Source organism: Rhizobium sp. R635, assembly GCF_002211285.1.
GTDB lineage: Bacteria > Pseudomonadota > Alphaproteobacteria > Rhizobiales > Rhizobiaceae > Rhizobium.
On the sequence record NZ_LOKX01000001.1, the window covers coordinates 446,891 to 465,701 of the forward strand.

General features: G+C 61.9%; 16 protein-coding genes. 7 read left to right on the forward strand and 9 right to left on the reverse strand.

From position 1 onward, the window contains the following. Positions 1 to 112: 112 nt before the first annotated feature. Positions 113 to 514, forward strand: coding sequence for a thioesterase family protein (locus tag ATY78_RS02080; protein WP_088680669.1), 402 nt, complete (start codon positions 113 to 115; stop codon positions 512 to 514). Positions 515 to 530: 16 nt separating this feature from the next. Here ATY78_RS02080 and ATY78_RS02085 read toward each other — a convergent pair whose 3' ends face one another. Further along, positions 531 to 1,181, reverse strand: a complete 651-nt coding sequence (locus ATY78_RS02085; RefSeq protein ID WP_088680670.1) for a GntR family transcriptional regulator — start codon at positions 1,179 to 1,181, stop codon at positions 531 to 533. A 164-nt stretch (positions 1,182 to 1,345) separates the two neighbouring features. On the opposite strand from ATY78_RS02085, the gene ATY78_RS02090 reads away from it, so the two are divergent. From ATY78_RS02090 to ATY78_RS02110, 4 genes are all read left to right on the forward strand, one after another. After that, entirely contained in the window at positions 1,346 to 2,770 is a 1,425-nt protein-coding gene (locus ATY78_RS02090) for a malonyl-CoA decarboxylase (protein ID WP_088680671.1), read from the forward strand. Continuing rightward, complete coding sequence (locus ATY78_RS02095; protein WP_088680672.1) at positions 2,767 to 4,281, forward strand: malonyl-CoA synthase; 1,515 nt, start codon at positions 2,767 to 2,769, stop codon at positions 4,279 to 4,281. The genes ATY78_RS02090 and ATY78_RS02095 overlap by 4 nt, the downstream gene beginning before the upstream one ends. 93 nt (positions 4,282 to 4,374) lie before the next feature. After that, on the forward strand, positions 4,375 to 5,724 hold the full coding sequence (locus ATY78_RS02100) for an SLC13 family permease (protein WP_088680673.1): 1,350 nt from the start codon (positions 4,375 to 4,377) through the stop codon (positions 5,722 to 5,724). Between the two features lie 592 nt (positions 5,725 to 6,316). After that, a complete protein-coding gene (locus ATY78_RS02110) occupies positions 6,317 to 7,456 on the forward strand; it encodes an acyltransferase (RefSeq protein ID WP_088680675.1) in 1,140 nt (379 codons plus the stop codon). Positions 7,457 to 7,569: 113 nt separating this feature from the next. Here the strand turns inward: ATY78_RS02110 and ATY78_RS02115 are convergent, their stop codons facing one another. The 3 genes from ATY78_RS02115 to ATY78_RS02125 are packed head-to-tail and all read right to left on the reverse strand — an operon-like array spanning position 7,570 to position 9,440. Continuing rightward, positions 7,570 to 8,133: a biotin transporter BioY gene (locus ATY78_RS02115; protein WP_088680676.1), complete on the reverse strand. Its 564-nt coding sequence runs from the start codon at positions 8,131 to 8,133 to the stop codon at positions 7,570 to 7,572. 24 nt (positions 8,134 to 8,157) lie between these two features. Beyond that, positions 8,158 to 8,766, reverse strand: a complete 609-nt coding sequence (locus ATY78_RS02120) for an energy-coupling factor transporter transmembrane protein EcfT (RefSeq protein WP_088680677.1) — start codon at positions 8,764 to 8,766, stop codon at positions 8,158 to 8,160. Next, positions 8,766 to 9,440, reverse strand: a complete 675-nt coding sequence (locus tag ATY78_RS02125; RefSeq protein ID WP_088680838.1) for an ABC transporter ATP-binding protein — start codon at positions 9,438 to 9,440, stop codon at positions 8,766 to 8,768. Before ATY78_RS02125 ends, ATY78_RS02120 begins: the two co-directional genes overlap by 1 nt. Positions 9,441 to 9,736: 296 nt before the next feature. On the opposite strand from ATY78_RS02125, the gene ATY78_RS02130 reads away from it, so the two are divergent. Then, on the forward strand, positions 9,737 to 10,927 hold the full coding sequence (locus tag ATY78_RS02130; protein ID WP_088680678.1) for a winged helix-turn-helix domain-containing protein: 1,191 nt from the start codon (positions 9,737 to 9,739) through the stop codon (positions 10,925 to 10,927). Between the two features lie 187 nt (positions 10,928 to 11,114). Here the strand turns inward: ATY78_RS02130 and ribB are convergent, their stop codons facing one another. The 3 genes from ribB to ATY78_RS02145 form a co-directional block, all read right to left on the reverse strand. Then, positions 11,115 to 12,218 carry a 3,4-dihydroxy-2-butanone-4-phosphate synthase gene (gene ribB, locus ATY78_RS02135; RefSeq protein WP_088680679.1) on the reverse strand — a complete coding sequence of 368 codons (1,104 nt, stop codon included), beginning with the start codon at positions 12,216 to 12,218 and terminating at the stop codon, positions 11,115 to 11,117. Positions 12,219 to 12,227: 9 nt separating this feature from the next. Next, the gene (gene aroC / locus ATY78_RS02140) at positions 12,228 to 13,325 is read right to left on the reverse strand and encodes a chorismate synthase (RefSeq protein WP_088680680.1); all 1,098 of its coding nucleotides are present in this window, start codon (positions 13,323 to 13,325) and stop codon (positions 12,228 to 12,230) included. Positions 13,326 to 13,511: 186 nt separating this feature from the next. Continuing rightward, the gene (locus tag ATY78_RS02145) at positions 13,512 to 16,682 is read right to left on the reverse strand and encodes an EAL domain-containing protein (RefSeq protein WP_088680681.1); all 3,171 of its coding nucleotides are present in this window, start codon (positions 16,680 to 16,682) and stop codon (positions 13,512 to 13,514) included. Positions 16,683 to 16,926: 244 nt separating this feature from the next. On the opposite strand from ATY78_RS02145, the gene ATY78_RS02150 reads away from it, so the two are divergent. Continuing rightward, the gene (locus ATY78_RS02150) at positions 16,927 to 17,187 is read left to right on the forward strand and encodes a DUF1344 domain-containing protein (protein ID WP_003569889.1); all 261 of its coding nucleotides are present in this window, start codon (positions 16,927 to 16,929) and stop codon (positions 17,185 to 17,187) included. A gap of 95 nt (positions 17,188 to 17,282) precedes the next feature. On the opposite strand, the gene ATY78_RS02155 is transcribed toward ATY78_RS02150, so the two are convergent. Both ATY78_RS02155 and fabI read right to left on the reverse strand, forming a co-directional pair. After that, positions 17,283 to 17,873 (reverse strand): histidine phosphatase family protein, encoded by a 591-nt coding sequence (locus tag ATY78_RS02155; RefSeq protein ID WP_088680682.1) that lies wholly within the window; start codon positions 17,871 to 17,873, stop codon positions 17,283 to 17,285. A gap of 25 nt (positions 17,874 to 17,898) precedes the next feature. Next, positions 17,899 to 18,717: an enoyl-ACP reductase FabI gene (fabI, locus tag ATY78_RS02160; RefSeq protein ID WP_088680683.1), complete on the reverse strand. Its 819-nt coding sequence runs from the start codon at positions 18,715 to 18,717 to the stop codon at positions 17,899 to 17,901. Positions 18,718 to 18,811: the final 94 nt, after the last annotated feature.

Genomic DNA, 18,811 nt, shown 5'->3' on the forward strand with positions numbered 1-18,811 from the left:
TGCAGGCTGTAACACTTTGAACCCTCGCAGATTTCACTCCTCAAACCAGTTCCGATCCAATGAATTATGCAGTAATGTCTGTTTTGGGGAATGGTGTAAGGCAGTATTGTTGATGAGTCAGTCGAAACGCCCTGGTGTGGCGGAAATACGCGTGCCGTTTCGCGATGTCGATATGAACGGCCAGATGTTCCTGGCGTCCTATATTTCTTACGCTGAATCCGTCATTGCGAGCTTCTGGTCGGCACGGCCCGATGTCGATGACGAACCGCTCTACAGCGCCAGCAAGATCTCCTGTATGCTTCACCGTCCGCTGCACCATGACGAGCCGGCGATCTTCACCGCCGCCGTCGACAAGATCGGCGTGCGCTCGATCGGCTTCCTCGTTTCGATCGACACCGGGGAGGAGCGCGCCGCCGAAGTCGAGATCATCTGGCAGGCCCGCAACCGAGAGGACAAATCGCCGGCCTCGCTGCCGGAGGACACACGGGATTGGCTTTATGGGTTTTTGGATTAGTTCGTCTGGCGTCCAATCATCTCGTCGCCATGCTCGCGACCAGATCGCTGAACCTCTCTCCCTGAATGCCGACATGCGTTCGCAGCAGGCGGCGAGCTTCGTCTCCGTCTCCGGCAAAGATCGCATCGACGATGGCGCAATGTTCCGAGAAGGAAGTCGACAAGCGGTTGCGCACGCGCAGTTGCAGACGGCGATAGGGTCGCAGGCGTCGGTGCAGTTGCACGCATTGCTCCTGTAGGAAATCGCTTCGGCTCGCGGCGTAGATGGCCTTATGGAATTCCTCGTTGTCGTAATAATAGGCGTCGCTGTCGCCAGCGCCGGCCGATTGTTCGCAGCGGCCGTGGGTGGCGGTGATCGCTTCCCGGGAGGCTTTGTCCAGCCGGCGTGCGGCGAGCGATCCCGCGAGGCCCTCGAGTTCCGCCATGACCTCGAACATCTCGTAGATGCGGTGCGGCCCCGGATCGATCACGATGGCGCCCCGGCGCGGACGGATTTCGATCAGCCCGATGGCGTCAAGCTGCATCAGCGCTTCGCGCACCGGCGTTCGCGACACGCCGAACCGATTGGCAAGCACCGTTTCATCAAGCCGTTCGCCTGGGGCGAATTCGTAGGAAAGTATTGCATTTTCAATCTCATCCCGAAGCCATCGGCCGACATTCTCGGACATTTGTTTTGCTTTCCTCATACATGATTGTCATTCTTGTATACACAAACATTGACGTCGTGTACGAAACGTGACAATCTACATACTACCGGCGAAGTTCGGCGATGGGAAGCAGATGTCCAATGGCGCGCGCAATGCGGCCCGTCTTCGGAAGAGAGGAGAATGGCATGCCTGAGGCTTCTTTCTTCACCGATATGCTGCAAAGCATCACGGATCACGGACGCCAGCTTCTGTTTTCCGGCTCGCGCAACACGCAGGCGGCCGCCAAAGCCGATCTCCAGACCCTCTGTGAAATGCTGCTGTCCAGCCGCGGTGAAGCCTCCGGCATAGCTCTTGCGGCCGAGATACTCGATCGCTGGGGTGCGTCCGAGAGCGAGGCCGCGCAGGCATTCTTCGACATGCTGCATGAAAAGTTCGGGCCCGATGCGAGCCGACTCGACCAGGCGATCGAAAATTACCGCACGGACAAAAGCTCCGCTGCGGTCATTGCGCTCCACCAGGCCGCGGAGCCGCGGCGGCAGGAACTCCTGCGCCGATTGAATCACGCGCCGAACGGCACCGCCAGGCTCGTGCGGATGCGTCAGCAGCTGCGGGCTTCCAAAGACCGATCCGAAGCCTATGACGCGCTGGACGCCGACTTCACGCATCTGTTCGGCTCCTGGTTCAATCGCGGCTTTCTGACGCTCCGGCCCATCGACTGGACGACGCCGGCCTACATCCTTGAAAAGATCATCCGATACGAGGCCGTGCACGAGATTGCCGGCTGGGAGGAGCTGCGCCGTCGCCTGGCGCCGGCCGACCGCCGATGCTTTGCCTTCTTCCATCCCCGATTGGCCGATGAGCCGCTCGTCTTCGTCGAGGTGGCTCTCACCCGTTCCGTGCCGAAGGCGATTGCCGACGTGCTCGACGAGGGGAGGGAGCAGATCAATGCCGACGAGGCGACGACGGCGGTCTTCTATTCCATCTCCAACTGCCAGGACGGCTTGCGCGGAATCTCGTTCGGCAATTTCCTGATCAAGCAGGTCGTGGAAGATCTGCGCCGAGATCTGCCCGGCCTGAAGAATTTCGTCACCCTGTCGCCCGTCCCGGGTTTTGCCCGTTGGCTTGCCAAGGCGCGCGCTTCGACCACCGACCGGTTCCTGTCCGAAGCCTCCCTGAAAACGCTGATCTTGCTGGACGATCCGAACTGGCCCGACAACGACAACAGCGCGGCCGAAGTGGAGCGCGTGTTGCTGCCGCTTGCGGCGCGCTACTTCCTGGCCGAACGGACGCCGGAGGGCCGCCCCGTCGATCCTGTCGCCCGCTTCCATCTCGGCAACGGGGCGCGGCTTGAACGCGTGAATTTTCTCGGCGACCGCTCACCCAAGGCTATCGAGCAGGCACACGGTCTGATGGTCAACTACCTCTATAAGCTCGACGATATCGTGGCCAACCACGAGGCTCTGGCGCAGCGCGGCGAGGTGATCGCCTCGCCCGCCGTCAAAAGCCTGCTCAACCAGAGCGACGAAGGCCGCCGCGGCGGCAGTGGCCAGCAGGGCTCTCGAGCCTTCGCACAACTTATGAACTCAACGCTTGGAGGAGGGCGAAAGTGAGCAACCATCTTTTCGACGCCATGCGGGCGGCAGCGCCCGGCGAGGCAGCGTTCATTCGGACCGGCAGCGGGCAGACATGGACCTATGGCGACGCCTTCGCCCTTTCCGGCCGCATTGCCAGCGCGATGGATGCGCTCGGCATCCGCCCCGGCGACCGGGTTGCCGTGCAGGTCGAGAAAAGCGCCGAGGCATTGATCCTCTATCTCGCCTGTCTTCGCAGCGGCGCCGTCTACCTGCCGCTCAACACCGCCTATACGCTGGCCGAGCTCGATTATTTCATCGGCGATGCGGAGCCGCGCCTGGTGGTCGTTGCGCCGGCCGCTCGGGAAGGCGTGGAGACGATCGCCAAGCGCCACGGCGCGATCGTCGAAACGCTCGATGCCGACGGCAGCGGCTCTTTACTCGATCTGGCGCGCGACGAGCCGGCCGATTTTGTCGACGCCTCGCGCTCCGCCGATGATCTGGCTGCGATCCTCTACACCTCGGGAACGACGGGACGCTCCAAGGGAGCGATGCTCACGCATGGAAACCTGCTCTCGAACGCCCTGACCCTGAGAGACTACTGGCGCGTCACGTCAGGCGACCGGCTGATCCATGCCCTGCCGATCTTCCACACGCATGGGCTCTTCGTCGCCACCAACGTCACATTGCTCGCCGGCGCCTCGATGTTCCTGCTGTCGAAATTCGACGCCGACGAAGTCGTTTCACTGATGCCGCAGGCAACGATGCTGATGGGCGTGCCGACCTTCTACGTGCGCCTCCTGCAAAGCCCGCGCTTCGACAAAAAGGCGGCAGCCAGCATCCGCCTCTTCATATCAGGCTCGGCGCCGCTGCTTGCGGAAACACATACCGCGTTCCAGGCAAGGACCGGTCACGCGATTCTCGAGCGCTACGGCATGACGGAAACCAATATGAACACGTCGAACCCTTACGAGGGGAAGCGGATTGCCGGGACTGTCGGCTTCCCGCTGCCTGATGTGACGGTGCGCGTGACCGATCCCGCCACCGGGCAGGCGCTGCCTCCGGAACAAACCGGCATGATCGAGATCAAGGGGCCGAACGTCTTCAAGGGTTATTGGCGCATGCCGGAGAAAACCGCGGCCGAATTCACCGCCGACGGTTTCTTCATCAGCGGCGATCTCGGCAAGGTCGACCGGGACGGCTATGTCCACATCGTCGGCCGCGGCAAGGATCTGGTGATCTCGGGCGGATACAACATCTATCCGAAAGAGGTCGAAAGCGAGATCGATCAGATCGAAGGTGTCGTCGAGAGCGCGGTGATCGGCGTGCCGCATCCCGATTTCGGAGAGGGCGTGACCGCCGTCGTCGTGTGCAAGCCGGGTGCCGTCCTCGATGAAAAGGGCATCGTCAGCGCCCTCCAGGACCGTCTCGCGCGCTATAAGCAGCCCAAACGCATCATCTTCGCCGAGGACTTGCCGCGTAATACGATGGGTAAGGTTCAGAAGAACATCCTGCGGCAGCAATACGCCGATCTCTACACCAGGACGTAAGGCGACCGCCCTCTGGGAGGAGGGCGTGCCGGCATCCCGTATCAATCTACAAACAGCAACTACGGCGCCGGAGGCGTCGGAGGGAGGGGAATCATGGGTATTGAAATACTGGCCATAGGCATGCTGGTCGCCATGTTCATCATTGCGACGATCCAGCCGATCAACATGGGCGCGCTCGCCTTTGCCGGCGCCTTCGTGCTCGGCTCCATGACCATCGGGATGAAAACCAGCGATATTTTTGCCGGTTTTCCGAGCGATTTGTTCCTGACGCTGGTTGCCGTCACCTATCTCTTCGCCATAGCGCAGATCAACGGCACCATCGACTGGCTCGTCGAATGCGCCGTCCGACTGGTGCGTGGACGGATAGGCTTGATCCCGTGGGTGATGTTCCTCGTCGCCGCCGTCATCACCGGTTTCGGTGCCCTTGGGCCGGCCGCGGTCGCCATTCTCGCGCCCGTCGCGTTGAGCTTTGCCATCCAGTACCGCATTCACCCGGTCATGATGGGCCTGATGGTGATTCACGGCGCGCAGGCCGGCGGCTTCTCGCCGATCAGCATCTATGGCGGCATCACCAATCAGATCGTTGCGAAGGCCGGCCTGCCCTTCGCGCCGACGTCGTTGTTTCTCTCGAGCTTTTTCTTCAACCTGGCGATCGCGGTGCTGGTCTTCTTCGCTTTCGGCGGCGCAAAGGTCATGAAACACGTGCCTTCATCCTCCTTTGGCCCCTTGCCCGAACTGCATCCCGAAGGCGTGACGGCGTCGATCAGAGGTCACGGCGGCACGCCGGCAAAGCCGATCCGGGAACATGCCTATGGCACGGCGGCCGATACCGCTGCGACGCTGCGTCTGAACAATGAAAGAATCACCACCCTGATCGGCCTGACGGCGCTCGGCATCGGCGCCCTGGTCTTCAAGTTCAATGTCGGTCTCGTCGCCATGACCGTGGCCGTCGCGCTGGCGCTGCTGTCCCCGAAAACGCAGAAGGCGGCAATCGACAAGGTCAGCTGGTCGACCGTGCTGCTGATATCAGGCATCATCACCTATGTCGGCGTCATGGAGAAGGCCGGTACGGTGGATTACGTCGCGAACGGCATATCCAGTCTCGGCATGCCGCTGTTGGTGGCGCTCCTGCTTTGCTTCACCGGCGCCATCGTCTCGGCCTTTGCATCCTCGACCGCGCTGCTCGGCGCCATCATCCCCCTTGCCGTTCCGTTCCTCCTGCAAGGACATGTCAGCGCGGTCGGCGTGGTCGCTGCCATCGCGATCTCGACGACGATCGTCGATACCAGCCCCTTCTCCACCAACGGCGCGCTCGTGGTCGCCAATGCGCCGGATGACAGGCGAGAGCAGGTGCTGCGGCAGTTGCTGATCTACAGCGCGCTGATCGCCATCATCGGCCCGATCGTCGCCTGGATCGTGTTCGTCGTGCCTGGGCTGGTTTGACGGCGGATCGCCGAACCTATCATTGTCCGTCGCAGGTCATCGCCTGCGGCGGACAGCGTGAGTCGGCATGTCATGAAAATTTCATGTTCGGCCCATTGCCAGCGCCGAGAAAATAGTCCACATTTTTAGTAGGGAAACGAGATTTCCTGAAACAACGAAGGAGACTGATTGAATACATTTTTTCCGGATGTGGTGCTCGTTGCATTCTTCATCCTCGCTTGCGCCTTGATCGCTGCACGAAAGCGCAGGTCGGGCAGTGGAAGCTCTGGTGACGGGGGAGGAGGTTGGTTCGGCACCTCGGATCACGGTGACTGTGATGGAGGTGGCGGAGATGGAGGAGGAGACTAGATCAAACTGAAATAGAGAGACTGCCCCGACCGCCTCAAGGCGGTTTTTTGTTGCCCGGATTTTCGAGGCCGTGCCGAGACGGCAATAGACCGAAACCCCAGATACACTCGCAAGATGACGAATCTATTTGACGGGCCAATAGACCAACGGATCCAACACTCAATCTAATTTTCGCTCGCCGCGGGAAGCATGCGCCCTATGTCAGTCGAGGCGGTGCTGGGCGAAGGTGTTGGAGACAATCAATATGGCAAAACCTGCGGCGGGAAGCCCGTATATTTACGGGATCGACGCATTGCGATTTGTGTGTGCGCTGATGGTGACGGTGTTTCATCTCGGATTTGCTTCCTGGGCTTCGCCCTTATATCTCAGGCCGTACAAGATGCCGCTGATCGAGAATATCGCCCAGCCGGGTTGGGTTGGCGTCGAATTGTTTTTCGTCATATCCGGGTTCGTCATCGTCAACTCCGCCGCTTCCGCCAGCGCCATGTCCTTTCTCAAAGGGCGGATTCTGCGGCTCTATCCGGCCGTATGGATCTGCGCGTCGCTGACGCTGATTGTCATCGCCACGCAAGACGTGAACAGGCGCATCATCAAGAACTATCTGCGGTCGATCACGCTTTATCCCGCCGGGCCGTGGATCGATGGCCAATATTGGACCCTGGCCTGTGAGATTTGTTTCTACGCCCTCGTTTTCATCATGTGTGCGGCCGGACAAAAGATGAGGATGCCCGCCCTGGCGCTCGGCCTGTCGCTGGCCAGCACGGCTTTCATTGCCCTGTTATCTGCCTTTCCGGATTCGGCCGTCCTGGCCGTATTCACGGACACCGCCTGGCGGGCCATACCGTTTTACTATGGCTGCCAATTTGCCATCGGCATTTACATATGGCGTTTGTCTCAAGGCCGGATGAGCCGAGTTTCCTGGCTGGGTTTCATCTGCGCTCTGGGAACGGGAGTGGCCCAAATATACATGGCAGGCGAGAACACCAGCGATCGCACTCTTGCCGCAGCAGGGCATCCCTTCTCGCCGTTTCCGGCAATCTCGATTTGGGTGGCGGGGCTGATATTTATCCTTGCGAGCGTAGGCTATGGCGAGCGGATCAGCCGCCTGCCGGGGTCCTTGCTCAAATCGGTCAAAACCCTCGGCGCGATGACCTACCCGCTCTATCTCCTGCATTTCGCGATCGGCGTCCAACTTCTCGATTGGCTGACCGATCTAGGGATGACGCCGCTGATGGCGCTGGCTTTGGCCGTTGCGATCGTCTGTGCGTTGTCGCTGGCCGTGTGCAAATGGGGAGAGCCTTCGATCCGCAGTGCCTTGCGATCGATCTTCGACAGGTTTGGGCAACGCGCCGCAGCTTTGCAGACGAAGGAGTCCCGGGTTTAGGTCGGCTCTTCCTGCAGCCCCTGTCGCCGCACTGGTGAGTGCCTGCAGGACATTGGACACGCAATGGCCGCCCTCGGGAAGGCGGCCATTGCTGGATAAACGCGCTTACACGCTCAGGCGCGTGCTGGCAGCAGGGGATAGCCGACCATGACGGCGCGGCCAAGCAGCGCTGCGACGAAAGCCTTGATCACGTCGCCGGGAATGAAGACCATCGAGCCGATAAAGGCCTTCTGGAAGCCCATGCCGCCGGCGGTCGCGAGATAGGTGATGCCGAAGACGTAGAGCACGGCGATGCAGCCGATCACGGCGGCGAGAAAGAAGCTCACGCCCTGCACCAAACCGGATTGCTGATGGTTGACCAGCCGCTCGCTGAGATAACCGGTGACGAAGGCGGCGAAAATCCAGCCGATCAGGAAGCCAGCCGACGGCGAGGCGAAGATGGCAAGGCCGCCGCGGCCGCCGGAGAGTACCGGCTGGCCAGCCGCGACCAGTGCCAGCACGATGAGCACGGCAATCGCGCCGCGCCGGGCGCCGAGCACCACGCCGGCCATCATCACCCCGAGCGTCTGGGCGGTGATCGGCACCGGAATGAAGCCGAGCGTGATCGGCGGCAGCAGGCCGAGCGCCACGATGATCGCGGCAAAGAGGGCGGTAAGAACGAGGTCGCGGGTGCTCATCATGAACTCCGTATTTGTAAATCGTTAACTCCCATGCCGCCGAATGCCGCGCGCGTCAATCGCCGACGCGACATTATCCGCATCCCTGAGCGTCAGGATGATCAGCGGCGCGAGCAGCGTAATCGGCCGGATCTTCAGCCCGCGCGCCTGATGTGCCTCGCGGATTGCCTGATACCGGTTGAGAATCTCCGGCACGAAGCGCAGGACGAGCCCGATGGCTAGGCCGATATCGTCGGCCTGCACCCAGCCGGTGCGCTCCAGCGGGCGGGCAAGCGCGGTCACCTCGTCGATGAACTGCGCAATGGTCGTCGTCGCCGTGACAGTGGCGGCCAGAAGCATCAGCGCCGTCAGCCGCAGCAGGGTCACCAGTGCGTCGTGCCAGTGGTTGAAGATGAGGTTGAAGAGCGCCACGATGGCGATGGTCAGGAAGACCGGCCGCAGCCGTCTCAGCCCGTCCGCCAAAGGCATGCCGACCATGCGCCAGGCGATCGCCGTCATGAGCACGGCCAGAGAAAGCAGGGCGATGTTCTCGCTGATGAACACCACGATGCTGAAGATCGCGAGCGCCGCCAGTTTTACCCGCGGCGAAAGCCGGTGCATCGCACTGTTGCCTTCGACATAGAGCGACTGCATCAGGCGGCGATCTCCCTGTAGCGCGCGATCGCTTCGGCAGCCGGCGCATCCGCGGCAAGCCGTCCTTCATGAAACAGCAGCACCCGCTCGAAACCGGCGATCAATTCCAGATCATGGGTGATGACGATGGCGCTTTCCGGGAGCCCGGCGATGATCTTCTCGACCAGTGCTCGGTTCTTCAGGTCGAGCTGGTTGGTCGGCTCGTCGAGGATGAGAATGCTCGGCCCCGTCGCCAGCACGGAGCAGAGGGCTGCCATCTGCAGCTCTCCGCCGGAAAGCTCGTGCGCCCGGCGATCGGCCAGAGCCTCGGCGCCGAAGCGGGCGAGCACGCCCTCGACCTTCGCCTCGATTTCCGCCTTGGTGAAGCCGCGCCGCTTCAGCCCGAAGGCGATGTCGTCTCTGACGATCGGCAGGATGATCTGGTTCTGCGGCGACTGGAAGATGAAGCCGACATCGCTTGCGGCGGTCTTCTCGCCGCTCATGTCGCGGCCGTTAACGATCACCCGCCCGACCGAAGGCTTCGTCAATCCGTTGATCAACCGTGCGAAAGTCGTCTTGCCCGAGCCGTTGAGCCCGATGACGCCGATACGTTTGCCGCTGATTCCGAGCGTCAGCGGCTGCAGCGCCACCCGTGTCCCGAAACTGACCCCGGCGCCTTCGAAGCGAATATCCAAATCGTTCCTCGCATTTTTCATGGGAGGGGTGCCGAAGCCCCTCATCCGGCTGCCGCCACCTTCTCCCCGTAAACGGGGCGAAGGGGAGATGCCGCTACCTCTCCGTCCCCATCCATGTCTCACATGGCACGTCCCCTCTCCCCGCGTGCGGGGAGAGGGTTAGGGTGAGGGGCAGCCGCAGACGCAGCCATTGGCGCCAACCCGACAGCACTGCTTCTACAAAGCACAAATCTCGCTGTCGATATCCGATGGCGATATCGGGTGGCTAGGAAGATTTTCCGGATTATGATGCGCTGATGACGAATCTGCTTTCCAACTCCGATGCCCGCCGTGTCTTCCTCGCCAAGCAGGGCCTCAGCGCTCCACCGAACCGCGCCTTGAGCAAGGCGGGGCTGTTGCAGCTCATCCATGATCTCGGCTTCGTCCAGGTGGACAGCATCCAGACGGTGGAGCGCGCGCATCATCAGATCCTGTTTTCCCGCAACCAGACCTATAGGCGCGAGCATCTGACGGCGCTGCTCGAAAAGGACGGCACGCTGTTCGAGCACTGGACGCACGACGCCTCCATCCTGCCGAGTTCCTTCTTCGTCTACTGGAAACACAAGTTCCGCCATCAGGAGAAGGTCCTCGTCGAACGCTGGCGCAAATGGCGCGGCGAGGGCTTCGAAGCGGTTTTCGATGAGACCTATGAGCGCGTCCAGCGCGACGGCGCGATGCTGGCGCGCGACGTCAAGGCCGATGGCCATGTCTCCGGCGGCTGGTGGAACTGGCATCCGAACAAGACGGCGCTTGAATATTTCTGGCACACCGGAAAGTTCGCCATCGCCGGCCGCTCTAATTTCCAGAAGATCTATGATCTGACGGAGCGCGTCATCCCCGCCGAATTCCGCGAGCCGGAGGTGGGGCGCGAGGAATTCGTCGACTGGGCCTGCCGGAGTGCTCTTGCCCGTCTCGGTTTCGCCACCCACGGCGAAATCGCCGCCTTTTGGGCTCTTGTCTCGCCCGATGAGGCCAAGGCCTGGGTCGCGACCCATCGCGATGAGCTGACCGAAGTGCTGATCGAACCGGCGCCCGGCGGCAAGCCGCGCCCGTCCTGGGCCTTTGCCGACTTTCTCTCGACGCTCGACACCTATCCGGACGCTCCGCCACGCATCCGCGTGCTCAGCCCCTTCGACCCGATGATCCGCGACCGCAACCGCACCGAACGCCTCTTCGGCTTCTTCTACCGCATCGAGGTTTTCGTGCCCGAGCCGAAGCGCGAATATGGCTACTATGTCTTTCCGCTGCTCGAAGGCGATAGGCTGATCGGCCGTATCGACATGAAGGCGGACCGCAAGAAATCGACGCTCGATGTCAGGCGGCTCTGGCTGGAACCGGGCGTGAAACCTTCGGCCGGGCGGCTGGAGAGGCTGGAGGCAGAGCTGGATCGGGTGGCACGGTTTGCGGGCGTGGAGAAGGTCGTGCTTTTGGACGGGTGGCGAGGGTAGTCGAATTAATCTCCGCGGGTTATCGTGAACTCCCTCATCCCTGTGCTCGTCACAGGGATCCAGCACCCCCAAGTCCTTGGGGGTGAGAAACTCTTCTTCAAGCTCGCATTGAGTCATTCACCGCGCGGACGCGCGGTGGCTGGATTCCTGTGACGAGCACAGGAATGAGGGAGGAGAGGATCTCCCCTCAGCAAATCTCCGTCTTGCTGATCTTGATGCCGAAACCTTCCAGGCCGACATAGTGCCGCTCGCGGCTGGCGAGCAGCTTGATCGAGCTGACGCCGAGATCCTTGAGGATCTGCGCGCCGAGGCCGATTTCCAGCCATTCGCTCTCGCGTGTCTGCGCTTCGACATGGGCCTCGCGGCCCTGGCTGCGGGCCTTGCGGCCATTGTCGTAATGGCCGACGCCGACGGAGCCCTCGCGCAGATAGACGATGACGCCGCGGCCTTCCTCGGCGATCTTCTGCATGTAGAAATCGACGGGGCTGTTCTTGCCGAAGAGATCGTCGGCGACATTCTCCGGATGCAGGCGCACCGGGATGTCGACGCCGTCGCGAATGTCGCCGAAGACGACGGCGAGATGCTGCATCGGGTCCCAGGGCAGGGAATAGGTATGGGCCTTCGCCTTGCCGAACGGCGTGTCGATGTCGAAGCTCGTGCCGTGTTCGACCAGGGTTTCCTTGCGCTGGCGATAGGCGATGAGATCGGCGACGGAGAGAAGCTTCAGGCCGTGCTGCGCGGCGAAATCGACCACCTGCTGGCCGCGTGTGACGGTGCCGTCGTCGTTGACGAGCTCGGAGATGACGCCGATCGGCGGCAGGCCGGCGAGCTTGCAGAGGTCGACGGCGGCTTCGGTATGGCCCGAGCGCATCAGCACGCCGCCTTCGCGGGAAACCAGCGGGAAGATATGGCCGGGACGGACGAAATCGGCCGCACCCACATTCGGGTTGGCGAGGTTGCGCACCGTCAGCGTGCGGTCGTCGGCGGAAATGCCCGTCGTCGTGCCATGCTTGAAGTCGACCGAGACGGTGAAGGCCGTGGTATGGGCTGAATCGTTTTCCGCCACCATGGCGTTGAGGTTGAGGCGCTTGGCCTCCTCCTTCGGCATCGGCGCGCAGACGATGCCCGATGTATGGCGCACGATGAAGGCCATCTTCTCCGGCGTGGTATGGACGGCCGCGACGATCAGGTCGCCCTCGTTCTCACGGTCGTCGTCGTCCATGACGACGACGATTTCGCCGGCTTCGAAGGCCCGGATGGCGTCGACGACGCGCTTCTGATCGTAAGACATGGGGCGCTCCTATTTCAGGCGGCCGGTCTGGCCGCGGTCGCGAAGATAATGGTCGGCGATGGCGCAGGCGACCATCGCCTCGCCGATCGGCACGGCGCGGATGCCGACGCATGGGTCGTGCCGGCCCTTGGTGCGGATATCGACATTCTTGCCATCGGCATCGATCGACTGGCGGTCGGTCAGGATCGAGGACGTCGGCTTGACGGCGAAACGCGCCACGATCGGCTGGCCGGTGGAAATACCGCCGAGAATACCGCCGGCATTGTTGGAAAGGAAGATCGGCGTGCCGTCATTGCCCATGCGCATCTCGTCGGCATTGTCTTCGCCGGAGGTTTCGGCGGCGGCAAAACCATTGCCGATCTCCACGCCCTTGACGGCGTTGATCGACATCAGCAGCGAGGCGATGTCCTGGTCGAGCTTGGCATAGATCGGCGCGCCAAGGCCGGCGGGCACGCCTTCGGCAACGACTTCTATGACCGCGCCGATCGAGGAACCATTCTTGCGGATGCCGTCGAGATATTCTTCCCAGACTGGGACGATTGCGGCATCTGGGGAAAAGAACGGGTTCTGGCCCACTTGGTCCCAATCCCAGTTGCGGCGGTCGATCTTGTGCTTGCCGATCTGCACCAGCGCGCCTCGCACGGTCACGCCTGGCACGACGAGGCGGGCGATGCCGCCGGCCGCAACCCTTGCCGCGGTCTCGCGCGCCGAGGAGCGGCCGCCGCCGCGATAGTCGCGAATGCCGTATTTGAGGTCATAGGTATAATCGGCATGGCCGGGGCGGTATTGCCGGGCGATCTCGCCGTAATCCTTGGAACGCTGGTCGGTGTTTTCGATCAGCATGGAGATCGGCGTGCCGGTCGTCGTCATCGTCTCGCCATCGGCATCGAGCATGACGCCGGACAGCACCTTTACCAAATCGTCCTCGCGCCGCTGGGTGACGAAGCGGGACTGTCCCGGCTTGCGTTTGTCGAGCCAGACCTGCAGGTCCTCGAGCTTGAAGCGCAGCCCCGGAGGGCAGCCGTCGACGACACAGCCGAGCGCCGGGCCATGGCTTTCGCCCCAGGTGGTTACGCGGAAAAGGTGACCGAATGTATTGTGCGACATGTGTTCCCACGGTGGCGCCTCAGGGCCGGTCGCCGCCGGCCGCGCCATTGCTGAAAAAGGCGCGACACTCATAGGCCAAAAAACCGCTGCGGCAAAAGCCTTTCTTTGCGCGAAACCGGCCTGCGGGGGAAATGCTGTTTCCGTCTTTTGCGAACAACGGAAGCGAACTCGCCCGGCGGGCAGCGGTCATGACGCCAGACGCCAGCCGGTTCCGGCCGCTTCGGCGGCGAAGTCGTCGAAGGAGAGGGGCTGCGAGAAGGCATAGCCCTGCAGGATATCGCAGCCGAGATCGCGCAGCAGTTCGGCATGGGCTGCGGTTTCCACACCTTCGGCCACCGTCTCGACGCCGAGCGACCGGGCGATCTCGATGATCGAGCTGACCAGCGTGCGCTCCTGCGAGGAGCCGATGATCGGCTGCACCAACTGGCGATCGATCTTCAAGCGCTTGGGCTTCAGCTTCAACAGGCTGACGATCGAAGTATGGCCGGTGCCGAAATCGTCGATCTCGATATCGATGCCGAGCGCCTTGATGCGCTCGAGATTGTGCGAGACGACGTCCTCGCTCTCGTCGAGGAAGATCGATTCCACCAATTCGAAGGAAAGCTCGCCGGGGCGGATATTGAGGTCGGCCAGCGATTCCAGCAGGCTGCCGTCATGCAGCCGCCGCGCCGAGACGTTGACGGAGACCTGGGGAACGGTAATGCCGCGCGCCGCCCAGCGCATCCTGTCGCGCAGCGCCGTCTCCAGGACGATCCGGTCGAGCGTCTGCACGACGTTGATCTCGCCGGCGATGCGCAGGAACTTGTCGGGCGTCAGCAGCCCCTTGGACGGATGATTCCAGCGCACCAGCGCCTCGACCCCGGTCAGTTCCATCGTGCGGGCGCAGAATTGCGGCTGATACCAGGCGGTGAATTCGCCATCGTCGATGCCGGCGAGAATTTCGTCGGCAGTGCGCTTGGTGTTGACGATATCGGTCTGGAGATTGTGATTGAAGAATTCGAAGCGGTTCCGGCCCATGCTCTTTGCGCGGTAGAGCGCGATATCGGCATTGATCAGCATCTTTCGCGCGTCGACATGGATGCCGTTGGCGAGCGCCACGCCGATCGACACGCCGCAGCGGCAGGAAAATCCCTGGAAATCGATCGGCTGGCGCATCTCCTCGATGATCCGCGTCGATAGCTCGGCCATCTCCTCGTCGCCGACATTCAAGGCGAGGATGACGAATTCGTCGCCGCCGATACGCGCGACGATATCGCGGCCGCGGACGTTCTTGGCGAGCACCTTCGAGGCGTGCACCAGCATCGCGTCGCCGGCGGCATGGCCGAGCGTGTCGTTGATTTCCTTGAAGCGGTCGAGGTCGATGTGGAGGATCGCGAATTTCTGCCGCTGCCGGGCGCCGTCATTGGTCAGGTTTTCCAGCGCGATATCGAGTTTGCGGCGATTGGCGAGTGCGGTCAGCGGGTCGTGCAGCGAATTGTGCTCGATCCTGTTCTTGGCAAGCTCGAGCTCCATGTTCTTGGCGACCGCCTCGTCCTTGGCTGCCTTCAGCCGGATCGTCATCAGCACGTCTTCGGTGGCATCGAAGGCGATGCCCATGATTTTCATTTCGCCGCCTGCCGTCTGGTGGACCTTGCCGACCGAGCGTACATACCGCACCGAGCCGTCGCCTGATATCACGCGGCAGACGAGGGTGTGGGTATCGCCGGCCTGCTTGAAATGGCGCGCGCTTTCGAGCGCCAGCACCCGGTCTTCCGGGTGGATGCAATTGAGCCAGATGTCCTCGGTCATGAAGCCGTTGCGGGGTGCAAGCCCGTAGAGCTCGTGCATCCGCTCGTTCCAGATCGAGCCTCCCCGGCCGGGTCGAGCCTCCCATATGCCGCATTGATAGGAATTGAGCGCCAGGTCGAGCCGGCTCGAAAGCTCGGCGAGTTGCCCCTCGCGGGCTGAGAGCTCCTCGAGGGCCAGCTCCAGTTCCGCGTTCTTGACCTCGCTCGTATCCTTGGCCCTGCGCAGCGTGTCGGTGGTCTCCGCATCGGCTGTCACGTCCCAGACGATGCCGATCGTCTTTCCGGCGCCGCCGGCATCCGTATAGAAGGCGCCGACCGAGCGCAGGTGGCGGATGCCGCCATCGGCAAGCCTGACGCGGTATTGCCCCGTGCAGGCGGCGCCGGCGATGCTGCAGCTGAAGAAATGCACCTCGGCAATTTCATGGTCCTCGGGCAGGATCGCCGCCAGCCATTCGTCGAGCGGCCGGCTTCCTTCTTTCGCCGCCTTGCCGTGCAGGGCGGCGGCGCGAGCATCCCAGAGCAGGCTGCTCGAATGATCCTGCAATTCCCAGATGCCGATATTGGAGGATTCAAGCGCTAGATTGAGCCGCTGCGACAGTTCCAGCAGTTTTGCTTCGCGCGTCTCCAGCTCGGTGATGTTGCGGTTGCGTTCGCCGAGCAGGAGTGTGGCGAAGAAAATCGGAATGATGATGATGCAGCCGGCGGCAACGACGATCAGGCGCACCTCCGTCCGGTTCTCGGGGATCGCCTCCCAGCCGCCGGCCGGAATCGCCGAAAGCTCCCACTTGCCTCCGGCAAAAGCGATTTTCCGGCGCACCGGCTCCTGGCCGTCGATATCGGACGGGCCGAAGAACGGCGCTGCCGCCGTGCCTGCCGCGCCGATATCCCGGATGGCGACCGAGAGATGGTCGAGATGGGGATAACGTTCCTGGTTCTCGCGGTCGCGCGCCGGCATCAGGCCGGCCGCCTCGTAAAACATCTTCTGGTCGATGGTGACCTCGACCGCGCCCCAGATCCGCCGCTCGCCATTCTCCTTGACGAAGACCGGAAAGAAGATGGCGAAGGCCTCCCGGCCGGCGGCCCTGATCGGGCCATAAAAGCGCGCCGTCTGGTCGACGGCCGCCGGCGTCATCGCCCGGCGCGAGAAGAGGGCCTCTCTCACATCGCGGCCTACCCGCTCGGCGCCGGATTGCGGCGGGTGGACCGCGTTGACAATGAAATCAGGCGCGACGGCGATATGCATGAAAGACGGGTTCTGGATCAGCAGCCAGTTGATCTGGCGTTCCATCTCCTCGCCGTTCGTAGCGCTGCTGACGGAGATCAGATTGGAAAGGTCACGAACGATGCTGAGGTCCATGCTGATCTGCGCCATGACGCGGGCGCGGATGAGATTCGTCTCGTTTTCGGTGCGGATATGAAGTTCGCGCACATGGGATGCAGTATTGGCCCGGTCGAGGGCGAAGCCCACCATGATGACGACGAGGGCGACAAGCGACGAAACCAGAAACGAGACACGGGTATTCTTCAATATGTGCCGCAGCTGCTTGCTGTCGCCGAGCCTGGATAGCAAAATGAGACCCCCGTGTTTGCGAGCAACTGTAGGGCGCGAGGGTTAATTTACGCTTGCCCGTATGCAATGCCGAAAAGTTGCGGAGGAGGAGAAAGGCACGGTTAACGCGGCATCTTGATTATACTTAAAATCCTATTCATCAATTGGGCGGGAAAAGCCATTGTTACGGGCAATTTTCGCCATATTCAGGAGCTTATCTGTGGCCGGTCATGTTCTCGTGCAGCGTTTCAAAAGGATTGTCGCCATGCGTTTCGTCGTCGCCACGCTTTTGGCTACAGCAAGCTTCCTGTCGCCGATGAGCGGTTTTGCCGAGAGCGCCGATGTGGAGGCGACGATCAAGAAGGTCGATACGGCAAATCTCGTGCTGACGCTCGATGACGGCAAGACCTATCAGGCGCCCGAAGAATTCAATTTCGATGGCCTCGAAGCCGGTGTGAAGGTCATCGTCTTCTATACCGAGGTCGATGGGAAGCGCGTCATCAACGATCTCGACATCGTCAAGTAGGCAGGCCTGATGGAAGCGTGTTGCGTTGACAGGGGTCAGCGACGCGCTTTTCACTGTCTACACGTCCCAAAACAGCTGCAGATTTTCGGCTCTTCTTACAGCCAGACGATCGTCCGTTCGCTGGTGTCGATCCTGACGATTCGGTCCTGCGGGATACCGCCTTCGGCGGCGCTGCTTTTCGGCAGATCGGCGATCGTCTGGAACAGTGTGCGGATGACGCCGCCATGGGTCACGCAGACGGTCGGGCGATCGACGGAGCTCAACCACGAGCCAGTGCGCCAGGAGAGGATTTCGTAGCTTTCGGCATCGTCGCCGGGCGGGATGAAATCCCATTTCGAGGCGTTGCGTTCCGCCACCCGCTCGCGCTGCGTCGTCTTCAATTCCTTGAGGGTCGAGCCTTCCCAATCGCCGAAGGAAATCTCCACCAGCCTTGGATCGGTGCGGTAGGCAAGCGGCGGCAGGCCCATTGCCGTGCGGACGATTTCCATCGTCGCGCGCGTGCGTCCGAGCGGGCTTGCGACGAAATCGAATTCATCCACCGTGTCGCCGAGAATGCCGCGAAGCGCGAGGCCGTTCTGCCGGGCCTGTTCAAGCCCGACGGCATTCATCGGGACATCCTTCTGGCCCTGCAGGCGGCGCTCGGCATTCCAGTCGGTCTGGCCGTGTCTGATCACGTAGATAAGCACGGTCTCGGCTCCGCCTATGGAGAAATCAGTCCTTGACGACCGAAATGTCGGGAGCGTCGACCGCCTTCATGCCGATGACGTGATAACCGCTGTCGGCATGATGCACTTCGCCGGTGACGGAGCGCGACAGGTCCGACAGGAGATAGAGGCCGACATCGCCGACTTCCTCGATGGTGACGGTGCGGCGCAGCGGCGCGTTGTATTCGTTCCACTTCAGAATGTAGCGGAAATCGCCGATGCCCGAAGCGGCGAGCGTCTTGATCGGTCCGGCCGACACGGCGTTGACGCGGATGTTCTGCGGTCCGAGGTCGACGGCGAGATATTTGACGCTCGCTTCGAGCGCGGCCTTGGCGACACCCATGACGTTATAGTTCGGCATCACCTTTTCCGCACCGTAATAGGTGAGGGTGAGCATCGAACCGCCTTCCGTCATCAGCTTCTCGGCGCGGCGTGCGACGGAGGTGAAGGAATAGACCGAGATCTGCATCGTCTTGGCGAAGTTGTCGGGCGAGGTGTCGACGTAGCGGCCGGTCAGTTCGTCCTTGTCGGAGAAACCGATCGCATGCACGAGGAAGTCGATCTTGCCCCATAGCTTTTCGACATTCTCAAAAACTTCGTCGATGGTGGATTCGTCGGCGACGTCACAGTGGCCGACCAGCGTCGCGCCGATTTCGGCCGCGAGCGGTTCGACGCGCTTCTTCAGCGCATCGCCCTGGTAGGTGAGCGCGACTTCTCCGCCCTGTGCATGAATGGCCTTGGCAATACCCCACGCAATCGAACGATTGTTGGCGACACCCATGATGACGCCGCGTTTGCCTGCCATGAGGCCGGATGCTTGAGCCATATTTCGCTCCCTAGGAATCTGATCGATCCTGCCTATGGCATAGGCCGTTAATCGGTTCAAGCTTGGCCTGGATCATCAACTGTTAGGGATCGTA

What these genes read in the sequence shown, in the direction of transcription:
- ATY78_RS02080 (WP_088680669.1), top strand. Translation starts at nt 113, where the DNA reads ATGAGTCAGTCGAAACGCCCTGGTGTGGCGGAAATACGCGTGCCGTTT.
- ATY78_RS02085 (WP_088680670.1), bottom strand. Translation starts at nt 1,181, where the DNA reads ATGTCCGAGAATGTCGGCCGATGGCTTCGGGATGAGATTGAAAATGCA.
- ATY78_RS02090 (WP_088680671.1), top strand. Translation starts at nt 1,346, where the DNA reads ATGCCTGAGGCTTCTTTCTTCACCGATATGCTGCAAAGCATCACGGAT.
- ATY78_RS02100 (WP_088680673.1), top strand. Translation starts at nt 4,375, where the DNA reads ATGGGTATTGAAATACTGGCCATAGGCATGCTGGTCGCCATGTTCATC.
- ATY78_RS02110 (WP_088680675.1), top strand. Translation starts at nt 6,317, where the DNA reads ATGGCAAAACCTGCGGCGGGAAGCCCGTATATTTACGGGATCGACGCA.
- ATY78_RS02115 (WP_088680676.1), bottom strand. Translation starts at nt 8,133, where the DNA reads ATGAGCACCCGCGACCTCGTTCTTACCGCCCTCTTTGCCGCGATCATC.
- ATY78_RS02120 (WP_088680677.1), bottom strand. Translation starts at nt 8,766, where the DNA reads ATGCAGTCGCTCTATGTCGAAGGCAACAGTGCGATGCACCGGCTTTCG.
- ATY78_RS02130 (WP_088680678.1), top strand. Translation starts at nt 9,737, where the DNA reads ATGACGAATCTGCTTTCCAACTCCGATGCCCGCCGTGTCTTCCTCGCC.
- ribB (WP_088680679.1), bottom strand. Translation starts at nt 12,218, where the DNA reads ATGTCTTACGATCAGAAGCGCGTCGTCGACGCCATCCGGGCCTTCGAA.
- aroC (WP_088680680.1), bottom strand. Translation starts at nt 13,325, where the DNA reads ATGTCGCACAATACATTCGGTCACCTTTTCCGCGTAACCACCTGGGGC.
- ATY78_RS02150 (WP_003569889.1), top strand. Translation starts at nt 16,927, where the DNA reads ATGCGTTTCGTCGTCGCCACGCTTTTGGCTACAGCAAGCTTCCTGTCG.
- fabI (WP_088680683.1), bottom strand. Translation starts at nt 18,717, where the DNA reads ATGGCTCAAGCATCCGGCCTCATGGCAGGCAAACGCGGCGTCATCATG.